Source organism: Chromobacterium subtsugae, assembly GCF_001676875.1.
Classification (GTDB): Bacteria; Pseudomonadota; Gammaproteobacteria; order Burkholderiales; family Chromobacteriaceae; genus Chromobacterium; species Chromobacterium subtsugae.
On sequence record NZ_JYKA01000006.1, the window covers coordinates 274,459 to 292,258 of the forward strand.

A 17,800-nucleotide genomic window follows, 5' to 3' on the forward strand; every position below is an offset into this window, starting at 1 on the left:
TTGCCGGCCGGCGCGGGCGCATGGGCGGGTGCGGTTGACCGTGGGGCCGGGCGGGTGCCCGGCGGAATGGCGAACTGACAGGGAGGGCGGAATGGGATTGGCCTTGAAGACCTTGCTGGCGGAGTTGGAAACTCAGCGCGCCGGGGATCCTGACGCGATGGCCGAGTTGGAGCTGGTGGCGGTGCGCACCTTGGAAGTGCCGCTGGACATCACCGCTTGCCGCGAGCTGAGAGTCCTGGCGCATGTGTTCAACGGCGATCAGGCGGAACTGGCCGCTGCGGTGCTGCGCGCGGCGCTGGCGGACATCCAGGAGCATCTGGATGACGATCTCGACCTGCTGGCGGCGCACGCCAGGCGTTGCATAGATTCTTGAACGGGGCGGCGCCGCCCCATCCCCGCCGTCGCGGCGGGATAGCGAAACCAGGCCGGCGCGAGCCGCCTGGTTTCCGTCATTTCAGCAGCGCCTCTATGTTGGCGGCCAGCTTGTCCGGGCGGGTGAACGGCGCGAAGCGCGCCACCACCCGGCCCTGGCGGTCCACCAGGAATTTGCTGAAGTTCCAGCGCACCGGCCGGCCCAGCAGGCCGCGCTTCTGCTGTTTCAGATAGGCCCACAGCGGGTGGGCGCCGTCGCCGTTGACCTCCACCTTGTCCGCCATCGTGAAATCCACGCCGTAGTTCTTCTGGCAGAACGCGCCGATTTGGGCGGCGTCGCCCGGCTCCTGGCGGCCGAACTGGTTGCAGGGAAAGCCGATCACCACCAGCCCCTGGTCCGCGAAGCGCTGGTGCAGTTGTTCCAGCCCGGCGTACTGCGGCGTGAAGCCGCATTGGCTGGCGGTGTTGACCAGCAGCATGACCTTGCCGCGATAGCCGGCCAGAGGCTGTTCGACGCCGTCCAGGCGGCGGAAGGAGAAGTCGTATAGGTTCATGGCCGGATTGTGCCGCGAAATCGGCGGCTCTGGCGAGAGAAGACGGGGGCGCGAGGCATAAAAAGGGGGCGCAGCGGCAAGGGGGAACCGCGACGCCCCAAGAAGAAACAGCTTGCTGTGCAAAGGGTTGGCACAACCGGGATGTCGGCTAACCCTTTGTTTAGCCTAGAACAGATGCCGGAAAATGCGAGCGGCTTTTGCATGCGGCGCAAACAAAAAAGGATGGCCGAGGCCATCCTTTTCCCGTGCGACGAGTCGCGTTCAGGGGCGGGGCAGGGTGACGCCCACCTGGCCCTGGTATTTGCCGGCGCGGTCCTTGTACGACACGTCGCAGACTTCGTCCGATTCGAAGAACAGCACTTGCGCCACGCCCTCGTTGGCGTAGATCTTGGCCGGCAGCGGCGTGGTGTTGGAAAACTCCAGCGTCACATAGCCTTCCCATTCCGGTTCGAACGGGGTGACATTGACGATGATGCCGCAGCGCGCGTAGGTGGACTTGCCGAGGCAAACGGTCAGCACGCTGCGCGGAATGCGGAAGTATTCCACCGTGCGCGCCAGCGCGAAGCTGTTGGGCGGGATGATGCAATAGCCTTTGCCCGACACTTCGACGAAGGAGTTCGGGTCGAAGCTCTTCGGATCGACGATGGTGCTGTTGATATTGGTGAACACCTTGAATTCGTCGGCGCAGCGGATATCGTAGCCGTAGCTGGAGGTGCCGTAGGAGATCAGCTTCTGGCCGTCGGCGGCCATTTTCACCTGGTTGGCTTCGAACGGCTCTATCATGCCGTGCTCGTCCGCCATGCGGCGGATCCACTTGTCCGATTTGATGCTCATGGTTTTGGGCCTGTGTGTCGATTTCGCAATGGCTGCGATTTTAACCGCTTAGCGCATCGCCAGGCTATGGAAATGGCAAGGCATTGCCTTTGGCGCGGCGGCGAGGCGGGCTTGACCAGGGTCAAGCGCGGCGCGGATTGCGACGATTTGCCGCAGGGCGGGCGCGGCGAGGCGGATATACTAATGCAAATTATTCGCGTTATTGTCAGGATTCTCAACCCATGCCTTCTCTGGATGTTTTTCCCGCCGGCCAAGCCGGCGTGGTGGCCAGCCTGGATCTGGCCGACGAGGTGTTCCGCCGCGTGGCGGCCTTCGGCCTGGTGCCGGGCGGCCGCTTCCATCTGCTCAAGGCCGCGCCCTGGGGCGGCCCGCTATTGCTGGAGGTGGGGGCCACCCGCTTCCTGTTGCGCCGCAGCCTGGCGCGCCGCATCCAGGTGAGGGCCGCGGCATGAAGCGCTTCGCCCTGATAGGCCTGCCCAATACCGGCAAGTCCACCCTGTTCAACCGTCTGACTGGCATGTCGCAGCGGGTGGGCAACTGGCCCGGCCTCACCGTGGACCTGATCAGCGCCCGCTTGCTGCTTGGCGGCAAGATGGTGGAGCTGGTCGACCTGCCCGGCATCAACGACCTGACCGGCTATTCCGACGACGAGGCGGTGGTGCGCGACGTGCTGCTGGCCGCGCCATTCGACGGCGCGGTGCTGGTGCTCAACGCCAGCCAGCTGGATCGCCAGTTGCCGCTGGCCTTGCAAATGATAGCCAGCGGCCTGCCTTGCCTGCTGGCGTTGAACATGGCCGACGAGGCCAGGCTGCTGGGGGTGTCCATCGACGCGGACGCGCTGTCCGAGCGGCTGCGGACGCCGGTTGTCCTGATCTCGGCCAAGCGGATGGAAGGCTGGCCCAGGCTGATGGAGGGGCTGAACCGGCTGGCCTCCCGCGCTGAGCCGGCTGTTCACGCGCAACTGGAGAGCGTGCCGGAATCGCAGCAGGCGATAGACCTGGCCCGCCGCCAGCTGGACGGCTGCTGGCGGCTGCCGCCGGTGCTGCCGACGCTGCTGACGGAAAAGGTCGACCGCTGGCTGCTGCACCCGTGGCTGGGCCTGCCCTTGTTTTTCGCCTTCATGGCGCTGCTGTTCAATCTCACTTACCAGATCGGCACGCCGCTGCAGGACGCGGTCGGCGGCGGCCTGGACTGGGTCAAGGACCACGCGCTGGCGCCGGCGCTTTCTTCCGTGCCGGCCATTCTGCAGAGCCTGTTGCTGGACGGCGTGTGGCAGGGGGTGGCCACGGTGCTGACTTTCGCGCCCATTCTGTTCGTGTTCTTCGTGCTGATGGCGATGGTGGAGGATAGCGGCTATCTGGCGCGCGCGGCATTCCTGACCGACGCGATGATGGCCAGGCTGGGGCTGGACGGCCGCGGCTTCGTGATGCAGCTGATGGGCTTCGGCTGTAATGTGCCGGCCATCCTGGGCACCCGGGTCATGCGCGAGCGCAAGCAGCGGCTGCTGACCATGCTGGTGATCCCGTTTTCCTTGTGCTCGGCGCGGCTGCAGGTAGTGGTGTTCTTCGCCGGCATCCTGTTCAGCAAAAGCCAGGCGCCATGGGTGGTGTCCAGCCTGTATCTGATGACTTTCGTCGCCGCCATCGTCACCGCCTGGGTGTTCAAGCATCGCTATCGCGGCGACGAGGCTTTCTTGCTGGAGGTGCCGCCGTACCGGTTGCCCGGCGCGCGCCACATGCTGGCGCGGGCGACGGGCGAGGTCAGCGCCTTTTTGCGCCTGGCCTCCACTTTCATCCTGGCCGGCGTGGTGATGGTGTGGCTGCTGACCCACATTCCGGCCGGCGGCGGCAAGACGCTGGCCTATGCGCTGGGCGAGGCGATGTCGCCGCTGCTGGACCCGATAGGCATCCGCGCCGAGCTGGCGGTGGCGCTGCTGTTCGGCTTCATCGCCAAGGAGATCCTGCTGGGCAGCCTGGCGGTGATCTACGGCGTGTCGGAGGCTGGCCTGGGCGGGGCGCTGGTCCAGCATCTGGACTGGGCGTCGGCGATGAGCTTCCTGATCTTCACGCTGGTGTACGTGCCCTGCCTGTCCACGGTGGCGGCGATGCAGCGCGAATCCAAGAGCTGGGGCTTCGCCGCGATGTCGGCCGGCTGGTCGGTGCTGTTGGCCTGGCTGCTGTCGTTCGCCTTCTACCAGGGGGTGCATCTGGCGCGCTGAGCGCCTAGAATGACGGCTTGAGTCACCAGAACAACAAGGTAACAATATGCAAGGCGATCCCAAGACCATAGCGCTGCTCAACGACCTGCTGGCCGAAGAGCTGTCCGCCGCCGACCAGTATTTCATCCATGCCGAGATGTACAAGGACATGGGGCTGAACAAGCTGTTCGAACGCATCGACCATGAGCGCGAGGACGAACTGGAGCATGCCCGCGCGCTGATCGCCCGCACCCTGTTCCTGCAAGGCAAGCCCAATGTGGCGCGCCGCGTGCCGATCCAGGTGGGCGAAGACGTGCCGACGATGCTGAAGGCCGATCTGGAGGTGGAATACCGCGTCGGCGCCTTGCTGAAGGAAGTGGTCGCCCATTGCGAGAGCGTGCGCGACTACGTCACCCGCGACGCGCTGATGGTGCTGCTGGAGGAAACCGAGAACGATCACGCCCACTGGCTGGAGCAGCAGCTGAAGCTGATCGAGATGACCGGCCTGGCGAATTACCAGCAGGCGCAGATGTAAGCGTTCGCCGCCATCGACCACATGCCCGGCCAAGCCGGGCATTTTCTTTGCCGCGCGCGCAGGTCTTGACCGCGCTCAGCGCCGCGGCCGGCGTTTTTCCGCACAATCCAGGGCATTCCATTCTCAATTGAAAGATCCCGATGTCCGACGACCATGCGGTAGACCTGTCCGTCACCTGGCTGGGCCGCGCCATGCCCGGCTGCCTGTACAACGCCTCCGGCGTCTGGTGCCGCGAGGAGGACGAGTTGGCGGCGCTGCGCGCTTCCGCCGCCGCCGCGCTGATCACCAAGAGCGCGACGCTGGCGCCGCGCGACGGCAACCCCGAGCCGCGCTACCATCCGACGCCGCTGGGCAGCATCAATTCGATGGGCTTGCCCAATCGCGGCTTCGACTATTACCTGGATTTCGCCCGGCGCTATGGCGACGGCGGCGGCAAGCCGCTGTTCCTGTCCTTGTCCGGTCTGACGCTGGACGACAACTGCGCGATGTTGCGCCGTTTGGCGGAGGCAGGCCTGCCGGCGCTGCCGGAGATCAATCTGTCCTGCCCCAATGTGCCGGGCAAGCCGCAACTGGGCTACGACTTCGGGGCGACGGCCGAAGCGCTGGACGCGTTCGACGCCGCTTATCCCGGACTGTACGGCGTCAAGCTGCCGCCTTACTTCGATCCCGCCCATTTCGCCGCGATGGCGGAGATATTGAACCGCCACCGGCGGCTGGCCTTCGTCACCTGCATCAATTCAATCGGCAACGGCCTGGTGGTGGATGTCGACAGCGAAGCGGTGGTGATCAAGCCCAAGGATGGCCTGGGCGGACTGGGCGGCGATTACGTGCTGCCGACCGCGCTGGCCAATGTGCGCGAGTTTTACCGGCTGCTGCCGGGCAAGGACGTGGTCGGCTGCGGCGGGGTGAAAAGCGGCCGCGAAGCTTTCATGCACATCCTGGCCGGCGCGCGCGCGGTGCAGGTGGGCACTTGCCTGCACCAGGAAGGGCCGGGCGCTTTCGCCCGCATCGCCGCCGAGCTGGCGGCGCTGATGCGGGCCAAGGGCTACCGCCGCCTCGATGACTTCCGCGGCAGGCTGCGCACCTTGTAGGGGCGGTTCGCTCAATCGAAGCGCCAGCACGCCATCGACAGCGAACCCATCCGCCAGTCGTCGTGCAGCTTGACCGGCGCCGCTTCGTCGTTCGATGCGCCCAGCGCCACCAGCAGCGGCTGGAAGTGTTCGTCGCTGGGATGGTTTTCGTTCGGATAGGGCGCGCGCTGTTGCCAGTGGATGATGTCGTCGCGGCGGTTGTCCTGCAGCGCCTGGTCCATCCAGTCGGCGAAGCCCGCCGCCCAAGGCGCGCGCTCGCTGCCTTCCGGGCTCAGCTCCCACAGATTATGGGTGTAGCTGCCGCTGCCTATCACCAGCACGTTGTCGTCGCGCAGCGGGCGCAAGGCCTGGCCCAGCGCGTAGTGCTCGGCGGTGCCGGCCTGGTGGTGCAGCGAGATCATCACCAGCGGGATGTCGGCCTGGGGGAACATCAGCAGCAGCGGCGTCCACATGCCGTGGTCCAGCGGCCGCTCGGCGGTGGCGGCCACCGGCAGGCCGGCTTGGTCCAGCAGGCCGACCACGCGTTCGGCCAGCGCCGCGTCGGTGGCGGCGGGGTAGCGCAGCGTGCGCAGCACCGGCGGGAAGCCGCCGAAGTCGTACATCGTATCGGGCCTGGGCTGCAGATTGACGGTGAGCGCGCGGTCCTCCCAGTGGGCGGATACGATGACGATGGCGCGCGGTCGCGGCCAGTCGCGGCCCAGTTGCTCCAGGAAGTGGCGGGTGGGGCTGTCTTCTATCGGCAGCGTCGGCGCGCCGTGGGAAATGAACAGCGAGGGTTGTCGGGTAGTCATGATCTGTTGCCTGCAATGAGGGTATGGCAACAGCTTACGCCGGCATGGCGGTTAAAAAAATGCTGGTTTTCTCACTTAATTGTTTACTTTGGTTCAATAAATATCGGCTCAACGCGCGGCCGATGCCGCCACGGGGCGCGGCGCGGGCGCTACGCCGTGTTGCAGCCACAGCAGGCAGCCGGCGCAGAAGATGGCCAGACCCAGCCAACGCCGCCAGCGGCGGCGCGGCGAGGGGGCGGTTTTGCCCGCCTTGTGGCGGGAAGGGAAGGGGCTGACGGTTTGCATGGTGGCTCTCACGTGAATGGCTTTCCATAATAATGATAATGATTATCATTTAAATCAAGAGAGAAGAAAAAGCCGGCGGAGCTTTCGCCCGGCCGGCCATTCAGCTCTGCGTCAGATCTTCAGGCCCAGCGCCTTGGCCACGCCGGCGCCGTAGGCGGGATCGGCCTTGGCGCAGTTGGCGATGTGGCGGCGCTGGATCGCCTCGTCGACGCCGCCCATCGCGCGGGCGGTGTTGTCGAACAGCACTTGTTGCTGGGCCGGCGTCATCAGCCGGAACAGCGCGCCGGGCTGGCTGTAGTAATCGTCGTCGTCGGCGCGGAAGTCGTAGTGGTAGGCGTTGCCTTGCAGCGCCAGCGGCGGCTCGTCGAACGCCGGCTGCTGCTGCCACTTGCCCTGGCTGTTGGGTTCGTAGCCGATGGTGGCGCCGGCATTGCTGTCCACCCGCATCGCGCCGTCGCGGTGATAGCTGTTGTGGAAGGGGCAGCGCGGCGCGTTGACCGGGATCAGGTGGTGATTGACGCCCAGCCGGTAGCGCTCGGCGTCGCCGTAGGCGAACAAGCGGCCTTGCAGCATGCGGTCGGGCGAGAAGCTGATGCCCGGCACCACGTTGGCCGGGTTGAACGCCGCTTGCTCCACCTCGGCGAAGTAGTTCTGCGGATTGCGGTTCAGCTCCAGCACGCCCACTTCGATCAGCGGATAGGCCTTGTGCGACCACACCTTGGTCAGGTCGAAGGGGTTGAAGGGACAAGCGTCGGCCTGGGCTTCGGTCATCACCTGGATGTACAGGGTCCAGCGCGGGAAATCGCCGCGCTCTATGCTTTCCAGCAGATCGCGCTGCGCGCTTTCGCGATCGCGGCCCACCAGCGCCTCGGCCTCGGCGTCGCTGAGGTTCTGGATGCCTTGCTGGGTGTGGAAGTGGAACTTCACCCAGTGGCGCTCGCCCTTGGCGCTGATCAGGCTGAAGGTGTGGCTGCCGAAGCCGTGCATGTGGCGGTAGCTGGCCGGGATGCCGCGGTCGCTCATCACGATGGTGACCTGGTGCAGCGCCTCCGGCAACAGGGTCCAGAAGTCCCAGTTGGCGTTGGCGTCGCGCATATTGGTGTACGGATTGCGCTTCACCGCGCGGTTGAGGTCGGGGAATTTCAGCGGGTCGCGCAGGAAGAATACCGGCGTGTTGTTGCCCACCAGGTCCCAGTTGCCTTCCTCGGTGTAGAACTTGACGGCGAAGCCGCGGATGTCGCGTTCGGCGTCGGCCGCGCCGCGCTCGCCTGCCACGGTGGAGAAGCGCAGGAACAGGTCGGTCTGCTTGCCGATGTCGGAAAACAGCGCGGCGCGGGTGTAGCGGCTGATGTCATGGGTGACGGTGAAAGTGCCGAAGGCGCCGGATCCCTTGGCGTGCATCCGCCGCTCAGGAATCACTTCGCGGTCGAAGTGGGCCAGTTTCTCCAGGTACCAGACATCCTGCAGCAGCATCGGACCGCGCGGGCCGGCAGTCTGCACGTTCTGGTTGTCGACGACCGGCGCGCCGGCGGCGGTGGTGAGGTTGTGCTTGCTCATCCTGCTTTCTCCTTGAGTGGGCGAATCTACGGAAGGGAACTCATTGCAGCCAGGCGAAGCCGGACCACATTTCCAGCAAGGCGTTGCGCCAACTTTGCTTCATGACACGCTCCCGATAGTGGATGGCTGCAGTATCCGCAAGTTTCATAGCTTTGTTAAATTAATTGTTTCTGTTTGATAGTTAGATTTAAGCTATGGCCGGCTTTTGTTCAATCTCGCGCCGACGCCGGACGTAAAAAAACCCGGCATGGCCGGGTTCGGAGAGGATGGCGGCGGGCTCAGTCCCAGGGGACGTCGACGCTGCCGGAGGCGGGCGCGGCTTCGGCCTGCGGCTGGTCCAGCGCCGGCAGCGCCTGGCTGTCCTCCAGGCCGCCCAGCGCCTCCACCAGCGCGCTGACCAGTTCGCCCAGCTCTTCGCTCATCAAGAGGAAGGTGGCGGCGAACAGGCTTTCGCGGTCGTCGCCAGCCTGGCTGGCTTCCTCCTGCAGCACGTCCAAGAACTGGATGCGCTTCAGTTGCAGCGTGTCGGTCAGCTGGAAGCGGATCTTTTCATTCCAGATCAGGCCCAGCTTGGTGGCCTGCTTGCCGGTGGCGATGTGCTGGCGGATTTCGTCGCTGGTGAGGTCGATGCGGCTGCAGCGCACCACCGCGCCGTTTTCGCTGCTGTCCTTCAGTTCGCAATCGGCGTCCAGCTCGAAGCCGCCCGGCGCTTCGCCGGCCGCCAGCCAGTCGGTCATCGCCGCGTGCGGCGCCAGCTTGGTGCGCGGCAGGGCGGCGGGGAAGGGCGGCAGCGCCTCGCGCAGCTTGGAAACCAGCGCCTCGGCCTTGCTGGCGGTGCCGGAGTCCACCATCAGCCAGCCGCGCTGGATGTCCAGATAGGCGCTGGTGCGGCCGCTGCGCACGAAGGCGCGCGGCAGCAGGTCGTCGGTGACCTGTTCCTTCAGCGCCAGTTTCTCCTTGCGGCCAACCTTCCGCAGCTCCTTGTCTTCTATCTCCTGCACTTTCATGTCGACGAAGTCGCGGATGACGGAGGCGGGCAGCACCTTGTCTTCGCGCCGCATCGACACCATCAAGCTGCCGCGCGCGGCATAGACCGGAGCGTCCAGATGGCCGGCCGGCGCCACCCAGCCTTCGCTGAACCAATCCAGTCCCATGCAGGGCTGGAACGGACGTTTTTCCAATGCCTGCAACAGCTTGTCAGCGTCGACCAGGCTTTCTGCGTTCAAACGATAAAAAGATAGTTGCCTAAACCACATATTTGTTCCATAATGCGCGTCCTCTGAAGCCGCTGATTGTACCGCAGCAAGCGATGCAGCAGCAGTTTTTCGGAGGCAAGCAGTTTAGCCGGTCGTCGGAGTGTAGCTTAGCCTGGTAGAGCGCTACGTTCGGGACGTAGAGGCCGGAGGTTCGAATCCTCTCACTCCGACCAGTTAAACAAAATAGCTTGTGCAAAAGTTAAATCTGCTGTAAATTACCTTCTCTCGACGCAAGTCGGAAATGAAGTGAATCGGAGTGTAGCTTAGCCTGGTAGAGCGCTACGTTCGGGACGTAGAGGCCGGAGGTTCGAATCCTCTCACTCCGACCAGGATTCAAAAAAAGCCTTGATTTTCCAAAACGAGAATCAGGGCTTTTTTAACAAGTTGGTTTGCCGGTATAGCTCAGTTGGTAGAGCAGCGCATTCGTAATGCGAAGGTCGGGGGTTCGACTCCTCTTACCGGCACCATTCCGACAAACGGAAAAGCCAGTTCTGTTTTCCGAATTTATCTGCGGCAAGCGATTTTGATTGAAATTCAAAAAGAATCAAAAAAACGCTTGCATGAATAAAAGAGCGCAGGTAATATTGTCTTCTCTCGCGACGGAAACGAAGCGAGATAGTGTTGGCGGTTAGCTCAGTTGGTAGAGCATCGGATTTTGATTCCGAGGGTCACAGGTTCGAGCCCTGTATCGCCTGCCAGAAACATGAAAAGCCCCCAGGCGAAAGCTTGGGGGCTTTTCGCATGGCGCGCCGGCGAATGCGCTTGTTTGAATATCCGAATGAAATCGGCAGCATAAATAAAATAAGGCCCGCTAAGCGGGCCTTTTTGCTGTCCGGCTTATTGGCCTTCGGCGGCAAGCAGTGGCGAATAGCCCAGGCTGCGCAGCTTGCTCATCGCGTCGTCGGCTTCGGCGCGGGTTTTGAAGGGGCCCAGTTGCACGCGGGTGACGGTGTGGGCGGCGATGCCGTGTTTTTGCAGGTCTTTGACCAGCTTTTGCGCGTTGCCCATGCTGGCGAACAGGCCCAGTTGCACCTGGTAGCCGACCGAGCTGCCGGCGGGCTGCGCCTTGGCGGGGGCTTCGGCGGCGATTTTGGCCGGCGGCGCCTCTTGCTGGGCGGCGGGCTGCGGGGCGGCGGGCTGCGGGGCGGCCGCGGCGTTGCGGGTGGGAGGGGCCGGCTGGCGGGCGGTTGCGGCTGGCGGCGTTTTTTCCGGCGCGGCCGGCTTGTTCTGCGCCGCGGGGTGGGGGGCGCCGGCGTGGCGGCTGGCCTGCTGGTTGGCGACGGCCGGGGTCTTGCTGAGGTCCGGGCTGGCCGGGCTGGTTTCGGCCGGCGTCGCCGGCGCGCGGTTGGCGGGTTCGGCGGCGGGGGCGCTGCTTTGCTCCGCGGCGGCGCTGGCGGCTTTGGGCAGCGCGATGGCGCCGGCTGACGGGCTGGATGCCGCCGGTTTGACGATCTTGCCGGAGCTGGGGCTTTGCGCGTCGCTGCTCATGTCCATCTTGGGTTTGGTCAGCGCGTCCATCAGCGGAATCGCGGCCAGCGCGACGGCAACCAGTCCGCCGGCGATCCATAGCCGTTTTTTCAGCTTGCTGTTGAGGTCGGATTCATTGTCGCCGTCGGCCGGCGGTTGCTGTTGGTTTTGTTCGCGCATGGTGCCTGGATGGAATGTGCAGCACGTGTTTGAAAACACTGCTAAAATAGCGGGTTCGTCAGAATTGGGTAACCCGAGTGGCGTAATAATACTCAAGTTTAGCCACTTGTCTTGTCGTTAGGGAGAATTTATATGGCAATTGAACGTACCTTGTCCATCGTTAAGCCGGACGCCGTAGCCAAGAACGTCATCGGCAAAATCTACGACCGCTTCGAGTCCGCCGGCCTGAAGGTCGTGGCCGCCAAGATGAAGCAGCTGTCGCGCGCCGAAGCCGAGGGCTTCTACGCCGTGCACAAAGAGCGTCCTTTCTTCAAGGACCTGGTTGACTTCATGGTTTCCGGCCCGGTGATGATCCAGGCGCTGGAGGGCGAAAACGCCGTGCTGAAGAACCGCGAACTGATGGGCGCCACCGACCCGAAGAAGGCTGACGCCGGCACCATCCGCGCCGATTTCGCCGAATCGATCGACGCCAACGCCGTTCACGGTTCCGACAGCGTGGAAAACGCTGCCATCGAAGTGGCCTACTTCTTCGCCGCTTCCGAGATCAGCTCGCGCTAATCTCAGATATAGGTAGTTGATCGACCGGAGGCTGCCGTCGTCTGAGGCGGCCTCTTTTCCCTCTTGAGGATTGCATGAAAACCAACCTGCTCGACTTCAATCTGGACCAACTCACCCAGCATTTCGCAGAAATGGGCGAGAAGCCGTTCCGCGCCAAGCAAGTGATGCGCTGGATGCACCAGATGGCCGAAGCCGATTTCGACGCGATGACCGACCTTGCCAAGAGCCTGCGCGCCAAGCTGCACGAGCGCGCCGTGGTGGGCGTGCCTTCGCTGATGACCGGGCAGGAGTCCAGTGATGGCACCCGCAAGTGGCTGCTCGACGTCGGCACCGGCAACGGTGTGGAAACCGTGTTCATTCCGGAAGACGACCGCGGCACCTTGTGCGTGTCATCCCAGGTGGGTTGCGCGCTGGAGTGCACGTTCTGCTCCACCGGCCGCCAGGGATTCAACCGCAACCTCAGCACCGCCGAGATCATCGGCCAGCTGTGGTGGGCGAACAAGGCGATGGGCGTGACGCCGAAGAACGAGCGCGTGGTGTCCAACGTGGTGATGATGGGCATGGGCGAGCCGCTGGCCAACTTCGACAACGTGGTCAGCGCGATGCAGATCATGCTCGACGACCATGGCTACGGATTGAGCCGCCGCCGCGTGACGCTGTCCACCTCCGGCCTGGTGCCGCAGATGGACCGGCTGCGCGAGGAGTGCCCGGTGGCGCTGGCGGTGTCGCTGCATGCGCCGAACGACGTGATCCGCGACGAAATCGTGCCCATCAACAAGAAATATCCGCTGGCGGAGCTGATGGCGGCCTGCCGTCGCTATCTGGAAAAGGCGCCGCGCGATTTCATCACCTTCGAATATGTGATGCTTGACGGGGTCAACGATAGACCGGAACATGCTCGCCAATTGCTGGAATTGGTGCGGGAGGTGCCGTGCAAGTTCAACCTGATCCCGTTCAACCCGTTCCCTAACTCGGGTTATGATCGCTCCAGCAACAACGCGATTCGCATTTTCCGTGAAATTCTGCAAGAACGAGGATATGTGGTCACGGTGCGCAAGACGCGCGGCGACGACATCGACGCCGCCTGCGGCCAGCTGGCCGGCCAGGTGCAGGACAAGACGCGGCGCCAGGCCAAGTGGATGCAGATAGTCGAGGACAAGAAACTATGATGACATGGCGAAAGTGGTGGGCTGGATGGCTGTTGGCATTTGGCGTTTCCACTTTCGCCATGGCCGCGGGCAACGTCCGCGAGCTGGCGCAGATCCGCAGCCAGCTGGCGGTGGAGTATGCCCGCATCGGCAATCTGAAATCGGCGCTGGACAACGCCAACCAGGCGGTGAAGGCGGATCCGTCCTTCATCACCGCCTACGTGACCCGCGCCTACGTGCTGGGCCTATTGCAGCAGAACGGTCTGGCCGAAGACGACTTCCGGCAGGCGCTGCGGCTGGATCCGGCCAATTCGGAAGCCAACAACAATTACGGCCTGTTCCTGTGCGAGCACGGCCGGGCACAGGATTCGCTGGCGCTGTTCCAGAAGGCGCTGGCCAATCCGCTGTACGACGCGCCGCAAGCGGCTTACCTCAATCTGGGGCGCTGTAGCGCCAAGCTGGGGCAAACCGAGCAGGCCAACGATTACCTGCTGGGCGCGCTGCGGCTGGCGCCGGACTATGCGCCGGCGCTGCGCGAACTGGCCGAAATGCACCTGGGCCTGGGCAACGCCAAGCTGGCCGCCTTCTATTTCGGACGGCTGCGCAACGGCGGCCAAAACGGTTTGACCGCGGCCGACCTGTGGCTGGGAGCCAGAATCGCCCGCAAGACCGGTGACGGCGCTTTGGAAGGCGAATGCGCCAATGCGCTGAAAAACCGGTATCCGGACTCCAGGGAAACACAACTGCTGTTGAGTGGAAGCTGAGGATGGAAAAAAAATCGAACATCACGACTCGCCTATGCCCAGCGGTATCGGCGCCCGCTTGAAAGCCGCCCGCGAAGCGGCCGGCCTTGGCCTGGGGGAAGTGGCTGACAGGCTGAAACTGTCGCTCAGGCAATTGGACGCAATAGAACGCGACGATTTCGACGCGCTGCCGGGCGCGACCTTCGTCCGCGGCTTTGTCCGCAATTACGCGCGCTTTCTGGAAGTGGATCCCGAGCCGCTGATGCAGGCGCTGGAGCAGCATTTCCCATCCGCGGTCAATGAAGTGGCCAATCTGGTCAAGGGTACCGCGGCGCGCGAAACCGCTCATGAAGCCGAAGAGCCGGAACCGGCGCCGGCCGGCGGCGGCGCCGGCAAATGGCTGGCCTTGCTGGTGGTGGCGGCCGCATTGGCCGGCGGCGGCGCCTGGTACGCCAACCGCGACGCCGACTCCGCCGCCAAGCAGGCCGGCAGCGCCGACAACCAGCTGGCGCCGATGCTGACCCAGCAACATGAGGCCTCGGCCGCGCAGGCCGTTGCGCCCGCAGCGGACAAGGCCGCTTCCGCGCCGGTTGCCGCGGCTCCGGCGCCCGCTGCGCAGGGCAAGCCGCAGGCGTCGGCTCCGCAGGCCGCCGCCAAGCCAGTGGCGAAGCCCGTGGCCAGCGCCGCGGCCGCGGTAAAAGTCGCCAAGCCTGCAGCCGCCAGCGCGCCGCAGGCAGAAGGAAGCGACCGCGTCAGCGTCAATGTCAAGGACGCGGCCTGGGTGTCGGTGCAGGACGCCAATGGCCGCCGCCTGATCTATCAGGTGATGCAGCCGGGCAACGCCACCGAAGTGACCGGCCTCGCGCCGTTCAAGGTGGTGGTGGGCAACGCCAGCCAGGTGGAACTGAACTACAACGGCAAGCCGGTGGATTTGAGCGGCAAGATCCGCGGCACCACCGCCAAGATTCAACTCAAGTAATGCGTAGGGTAGCGAATGGATAGCGTGAACATCGCGCGCCGCCTGACCCGCCAGGTGCGGGTGGGGCATGTTTTGGTGGGCTCGGACGCGCCGGTGGTGGTGCAGTCGATGACCAATACCGACACCGCCGACGCGGCCGCCACTGTGGAACAGGTGTACCAACTGGCTCAGGCCGGCTCCGAAGTCGTGCGCATCACCGTCAACTCGCTGGAGGCCGCGGCCCAGGTGGCGGAAATTCGCCGCCGGCTCGACGATATGGGCTGCGACGCGCCGCTGGTCGGCGATTTCCACTTCAACGGCGACCGCCTGCTGAAGGAATTCCCGGACTGCGCGAAGGCGTTGGCCAAGTACCGGATCAACCCGGGCAATGTCGGCAAGGGCGCCAAGGGCGACGACAAGTTCGCCTTCATGATCCGCACCGCGATGGAGCATGACAAGGCGGTGCGCATCGGCGTCAACTGGGGCAGCCTGGACCAGGCGCTGCTGGCGCGGATGATGGACGCCAACAGCCGCGCCGCCCAGCCGCTGCCGCTGCCCAAGCTGATGCAGGAGGCGCTGATCGTGTCGGCGCTGGAGTCGGCCGAGAAAGCGGTGGAGCTCGGCCTGTCGCCGAACAACATCATTCTGTCGTGCAAGGTCAGCAATGTGCAGGATCTGATCAGCGTCTACCGCGAGTTGGGCGGCCGCTGCGATTACCCCTTGCACCTGGGGCTAACCGAGGCCGGCATGGGCAGCAAGGGCATCGTCGCCTCCAGCGCCGCGCTGGCGGTATTGCTGCAGGAAGGCATCGGCGACACCATCCGCATCTCGCTGACGCCGCAACCGGGCGAGGCGCGCACCAAGGAAGTGGTGGTGGCGCAGGAGCTGCTGCAGACCATGGGCCTGCGCAGCTTCACGCCGCTGGTCACCGCCTGTCCCGGCTGCGGCCGCACCACCAGCACCTTCTTCCAGGAACTGGCCGACCATATCCAGGGCTATCTGCGCGAGCAGATGCCGGTATGGCGCTTGCAGTACCCGGGCGTCGAGGACATGAAGGTGGCGGTGATGGGCTGCGTGGTGAACGGTCCGGGCGAATCCAAGCTCGCCGACATCGGCATCAGCTTGCCCGGCACCGGCGAAGTGCCGGTGGCGCCGGTGTATGTCGATGGCCAGAAGGATGTGACGCTGAAGGGCGACAACATCCCAGCCGAGTTCACAGCCATCGTCGACGACTATGTGCGAACCCGTTACGGCGAGGGCGGCGCCAAGCGCCGCGAGGCGCCGGCGCCTCGCACCATTCCCATCCGTCCGGTGGACGCCAGATAATTCAGATCAAGCGGATACAAGAAGACAGCAATGAGTCAGAAATACCAAGCGGTCAAGGGCATGAACGATGTGCTGCCGGCCGAGTCGTACCAGTGGGAATATTTTGAAGGGGTGCTGCGCAAGCTGCTGGCCGATTACGGCTACCAGAACATCCGCACCCCCATCGTCGAGGGCACGCCGCTGTTCGTGCGCTCCATCGGCGAGGTGACCGACATCGTCGAGAAGGAAATGTACACCTTCGTAGACAGCCTGAACGGCGACAGCCTGACGCTGCGCCCGGAAGGCACCGCCGGCACCCTGCGCGCGGTGGTCGAGCACAATCTGCTCTACAACGCCGCGCCCAAGCTGTGGTACATGGGCCCGATGTACCGCCATGAGCGTCCGCAGAAGGGCCGCTACCGCCAGTTCCACCAGGTGGGCGTGGAGGCGCTGGGCCTGGCCGGTCCGGACATCGACGCCGAAATCATCGCGATGACCGCCGATCTGTGGCGCCGCCTGGGCATCAGCCAGTACGTGCGGCTGGAGATCAACTCGCTGGGCAACGCCGAAGAGCGCGCCGCCCACCGCGAGGCGCTGATCGCGTATCTGGAGGGCCACGTCGACATCCTGGACGAGGACGGCAAGCGCCGCCTGTACACCAACCCGCTGCGCGTGCTGGACACCAAGAACCCGGCGCTGCAGGAGATGGCCGACAACGCGCCCAAGTTATCCGACTACCTGGGCGAGGAGTCGCGCGCCCACTATGCCGGCTGGAAGGCGATGATCGCCGCGCTGGGCATAGAATTCGTCGAAAATCCGCGCTTGGTGCGCGGTCTCGATTACTATAACCGCTCGGTGTTCGAGTGGGTGACCAGCGAGCTGGGCGCCCAGGGCACCGTCTGCGCCGGCGGCCGCTACGACGGACTGGTGGAGCAACTGGGCGGCAAGGCCGCGCCCGGCATCGGCTTCGGCATGGGCATGGAGCGCGTGCTCCTGCTGTTGCAGGACAAGAACCTGTTGCCGGCGCAGCGCAGCGTCGATGTCTATCTGGTCAACCAGGGCGAGGGCGCAGGCCTGTACTCGATGAAACTGGCGCAAACCCTGCGCGCCGCCGGCTACTCGGTGGTGCAGCATCTGGGCGAAGCCAGCTTCAAGTCGCAAATGAAAAAGGCTGACGGCAGCGGCGCCGAGTTCGCGCTGATCGTCGGTGAAAACGAAATCCAGGCCGGTCAGGTGGTGATCAAGGCGCTGCGCGCCGACATCGCCCAGCAGACCGTGGCGGCCGATGCGGTTCTGGCCACCCTCGCCACTCTGAAAGCTTGATAGAAAGGGGAACGCAATGGCGTTCGACTTGCAGGAACAGGAACAGATCGATTCGCTGAAGGCATTCTGGCAGCAATGGGGCAAGCTGATCGGCGGCGCGGTGCTGGCGGTTTGCCTGGGCACCTTCGGCTTCAAGGGCTACCAGTGGCACCAGAAGGAGCAGTCCGAGAAAGCCGCCGCAGCCTATGAGGCGGTGGACAGCGCGGTGGCCGCCAAGGACATCGCCAAGCTGAAGTCCGCGGCCCAGCTGCTGCAGGGCGAATACGCCGGCACCATCTACGCCAGCCGCAGCGCGCTGGTGCTGGCCAAGGCCGCGTTCGACAAGAACGACCCGGCGCTGGCGACCAGCCAGCTGGAATGGGCGGCGAAAAACGGCAAGGATGAGGCGATCCAGGCCATCGCCCGCATGCGCCTGGCCTCGCTGCACCTGGATCAGAAGCAGTACGACGCCGCCATCTCCGAGCTGAATCAGGAGCACCCGGCCGCTTTCGACGCGCAGTACCTGGAGCTGAAGGGCGATGTGTTCGTCGCCAAGGGCGACAACGCCGCCGCCCGCGACGCTTACAAGGCCGCCCTGGCCAAGCTGGTGGAAGAAAGCCCGGTCCGCCAGCTGGTCCAGACCAAACTCGACGCGCTGGGAGCCTGA

At 64.5% G+C, this 17,800-nt stretch carries 19 protein-coding genes and 3 tRNA genes; 15 read left to right on the forward strand and 7 right to left on the reverse strand.

Features of this window, described 5'->3' with window-relative positions:
* The first annotated feature begins 91 nt into the window (after positions 1–91).
* On the forward strand, positions 92–373 hold the full coding sequence (locus tag MY55_RS10785; protein ID WP_043576326.1) for a hypothetical protein: 282 nt from the start codon (positions 92–94) through the stop codon (positions 371–373).
* A 76-nt stretch (positions 374–449) separates the two neighbouring features.
* Here the strand turns inward: MY55_RS10785 and MY55_RS10790 are convergent, their stop codons facing one another.
* On the reverse strand, positions 450–926 hold the full coding sequence (locus MY55_RS10790; protein ID WP_047236361.1) for a glutathione peroxidase: 477 nt from the start codon (positions 924–926) through the stop codon (positions 450–452).
* Positions 927–1,187: 261 nt separating this feature from the next.
* Positions 1,188–1,760, reverse strand: a complete 573-nt coding sequence (gene dcd / locus MY55_RS10795; RefSeq protein ID WP_043576322.1) for a dCTP deaminase — start codon at positions 1,758–1,760, stop codon at positions 1,188–1,190.
* A gap of 221 nt (positions 1,761–1,981) precedes the next feature.
* On the opposite strand from dcd, the gene MY55_RS10800 reads away from it, so the two are divergent.
* The 4 genes from MY55_RS10800 to MY55_RS10815 all read left to right on the forward strand — a co-directional run bounded on the left by MY55_RS10800 (position 1,982) and on the right by MY55_RS10815 (position 5,583).
* The gene (locus MY55_RS10800) at positions 1,982–2,212 is read left to right on the forward strand and encodes a FeoA family protein (protein WP_047236362.1); all 231 of its coding nucleotides are present in this window, start codon (positions 1,982–1,984) and stop codon (positions 2,210–2,212) included.
* On the forward strand, positions 2,209–3,978 hold the full coding sequence (gene feoB, locus MY55_RS10805; RefSeq protein WP_043576319.1) for a ferrous iron transport protein B: 1,770 nt from the start codon (positions 2,209–2,211) through the stop codon (positions 3,976–3,978). Before MY55_RS10800 ends, feoB begins: the two co-directional genes overlap by 4 nt.
* Before the next feature lie 46 nt (positions 3,979–4,024).
* Entirely contained in the window at positions 4,025–4,492 is a 468-nt protein-coding gene (bfr, locus tag MY55_RS10810) for a bacterioferritin (protein WP_043576317.1), read from the forward strand.
* Between the two features lie 140 nt (positions 4,493–4,632).
* Positions 4,633–5,583 (forward strand): dihydroorotate oxidase, encoded by a 951-nt coding sequence (locus MY55_RS10815; RefSeq protein WP_080962581.1) that lies wholly within the window; start codon positions 4,633–4,635, stop codon positions 5,581–5,583.
* Positions 5,584–5,594: 11 nt separating this feature from the next.
* Here MY55_RS10815 and MY55_RS10820 read toward each other — a convergent pair whose 3' ends face one another.
* The 4 genes from MY55_RS10820 to MY55_RS10830 all read right to left on the reverse strand — a co-directional run bounded on the left by MY55_RS10820 (position 5,595) and on the right by MY55_RS10830 (position 9,472).
* The gene (locus tag MY55_RS10820) at positions 5,595–6,374 is read right to left on the reverse strand and encodes a DODA-type extradiol aromatic ring-opening family dioxygenase (protein ID WP_065202347.1); all 780 of its coding nucleotides are present in this window, start codon (positions 6,372–6,374) and stop codon (positions 5,595–5,597) included.
* A gap of 108 nt (positions 6,375–6,482) precedes the next feature.
* Positions 6,483–6,671, reverse strand: coding sequence for a hypothetical protein (locus MY55_RS23430; RefSeq protein WP_157889287.1), 189 nt, complete (start codon positions 6,669–6,671; stop codon positions 6,483–6,485).
* Between the two features lie 99 nt (positions 6,672–6,770).
* A complete protein-coding gene (locus MY55_RS10825; RefSeq protein WP_065202348.1) occupies positions 6,771–8,216 on the reverse strand; it encodes a catalase in 1,446 nt (481 codons plus the stop codon).
* Between the two features lie 278 nt (positions 8,217–8,494).
* Positions 8,495–9,472 (reverse strand): recombination-associated protein RdgC, encoded by a 978-nt coding sequence (locus MY55_RS10830; protein WP_043576309.1) that lies wholly within the window; start codon positions 9,470–9,472, stop codon positions 8,495–8,497.
* A 96-nt stretch (positions 9,473–9,568) separates the two neighbouring features.
* Between MY55_RS10830 and MY55_RS10835 the strand changes: the two genes are divergently transcribed.
* The 3 genes from MY55_RS10835 (at position 9,569) to MY55_RS10845 (ending at position 9,939) form a co-directional block, all read left to right on the forward strand.
* Positions 9,569–9,645, forward strand: a tRNA-Pro gene (locus MY55_RS10835).
* A 79-nt stretch (positions 9,646–9,724) separates the two neighbouring features.
* Positions 9,725–9,801, forward strand: a tRNA-Pro gene (locus tag MY55_RS10840).
* A gap of 62 nt (positions 9,802–9,863) precedes the next feature.
* Positions 9,864–9,939 (forward strand) — tRNA-Thr (locus MY55_RS10845).
* A gap of 370 nt (positions 9,940–10,309) precedes the next feature.
* Here MY55_RS10845 and MY55_RS10855 read toward each other — a convergent pair.
* Entirely contained in the window at positions 10,310–11,119 is an 810-nt protein-coding gene (locus MY55_RS10855; RefSeq protein WP_065202349.1) for an SPOR domain-containing protein, read from the reverse strand.
* Between the two features lie 132 nt (positions 11,120–11,251).
* Between MY55_RS10855 and ndk the strand changes: the two genes are divergently transcribed.
* From ndk to MY55_RS10890, 7 genes are all read left to right on the forward strand, one after another.
* Positions 11,252–11,677 carry a nucleoside-diphosphate kinase gene (ndk, locus tag MY55_RS10860; protein WP_043576304.1) on the forward strand — a complete coding sequence of 142 codons (426 nt, stop codon included), beginning with the start codon at positions 11,252–11,254 and terminating at the stop codon, positions 11,675–11,677.
* Positions 11,678–11,751: 74 nt separating this feature from the next.
* Complete coding sequence (gene rlmN, locus MY55_RS10865; protein WP_047244395.1) at positions 11,752–12,846, forward strand: dual-specificity RNA methyltransferase RlmN; 1,095 nt, start codon at positions 11,752–11,754, stop codon at positions 12,844–12,846.
* Between the two features lie 32 nt (positions 12,847–12,878).
* Positions 12,879–13,589 (forward strand): type IV pilus biogenesis/stability protein PilW, encoded by a 711-nt coding sequence (gene pilW, locus MY55_RS10870; RefSeq protein ID WP_047236366.1) that lies wholly within the window; start codon positions 12,879–12,881, stop codon positions 13,587–13,589.
* A 34-nt stretch (positions 13,590–13,623) separates the two neighbouring features.
* Positions 13,624–14,547, forward strand: a complete 924-nt coding sequence (locus MY55_RS10875) for a helix-turn-helix domain-containing protein (RefSeq protein WP_065202350.1) — start codon at positions 13,624–13,626, stop codon at positions 14,545–14,547.
* Between the two features lie 15 nt (positions 14,548–14,562).
* Positions 14,563–15,852, forward strand: coding sequence for a flavodoxin-dependent (E)-4-hydroxy-3-methylbut-2-enyl-diphosphate synthase (gene ispG, locus MY55_RS10880; RefSeq protein WP_047236367.1), 1,290 nt, complete (start codon positions 14,563–14,565; stop codon positions 15,850–15,852).
* A gap of 30 nt (positions 15,853–15,882) precedes the next feature.
* Positions 15,883–17,154, forward strand: coding sequence for a histidine--tRNA ligase (hisS, locus tag MY55_RS10885; RefSeq protein ID WP_043576293.1), 1,272 nt, complete (start codon positions 15,883–15,885; stop codon positions 17,152–17,154).
* 16 nt (positions 17,155–17,170) lie between these two features.
* A complete protein-coding gene (locus tag MY55_RS10890; RefSeq protein ID WP_047236368.1) occupies positions 17,171–17,800 on the forward strand; it encodes a YfgM family protein in 630 nt (209 codons plus the stop codon).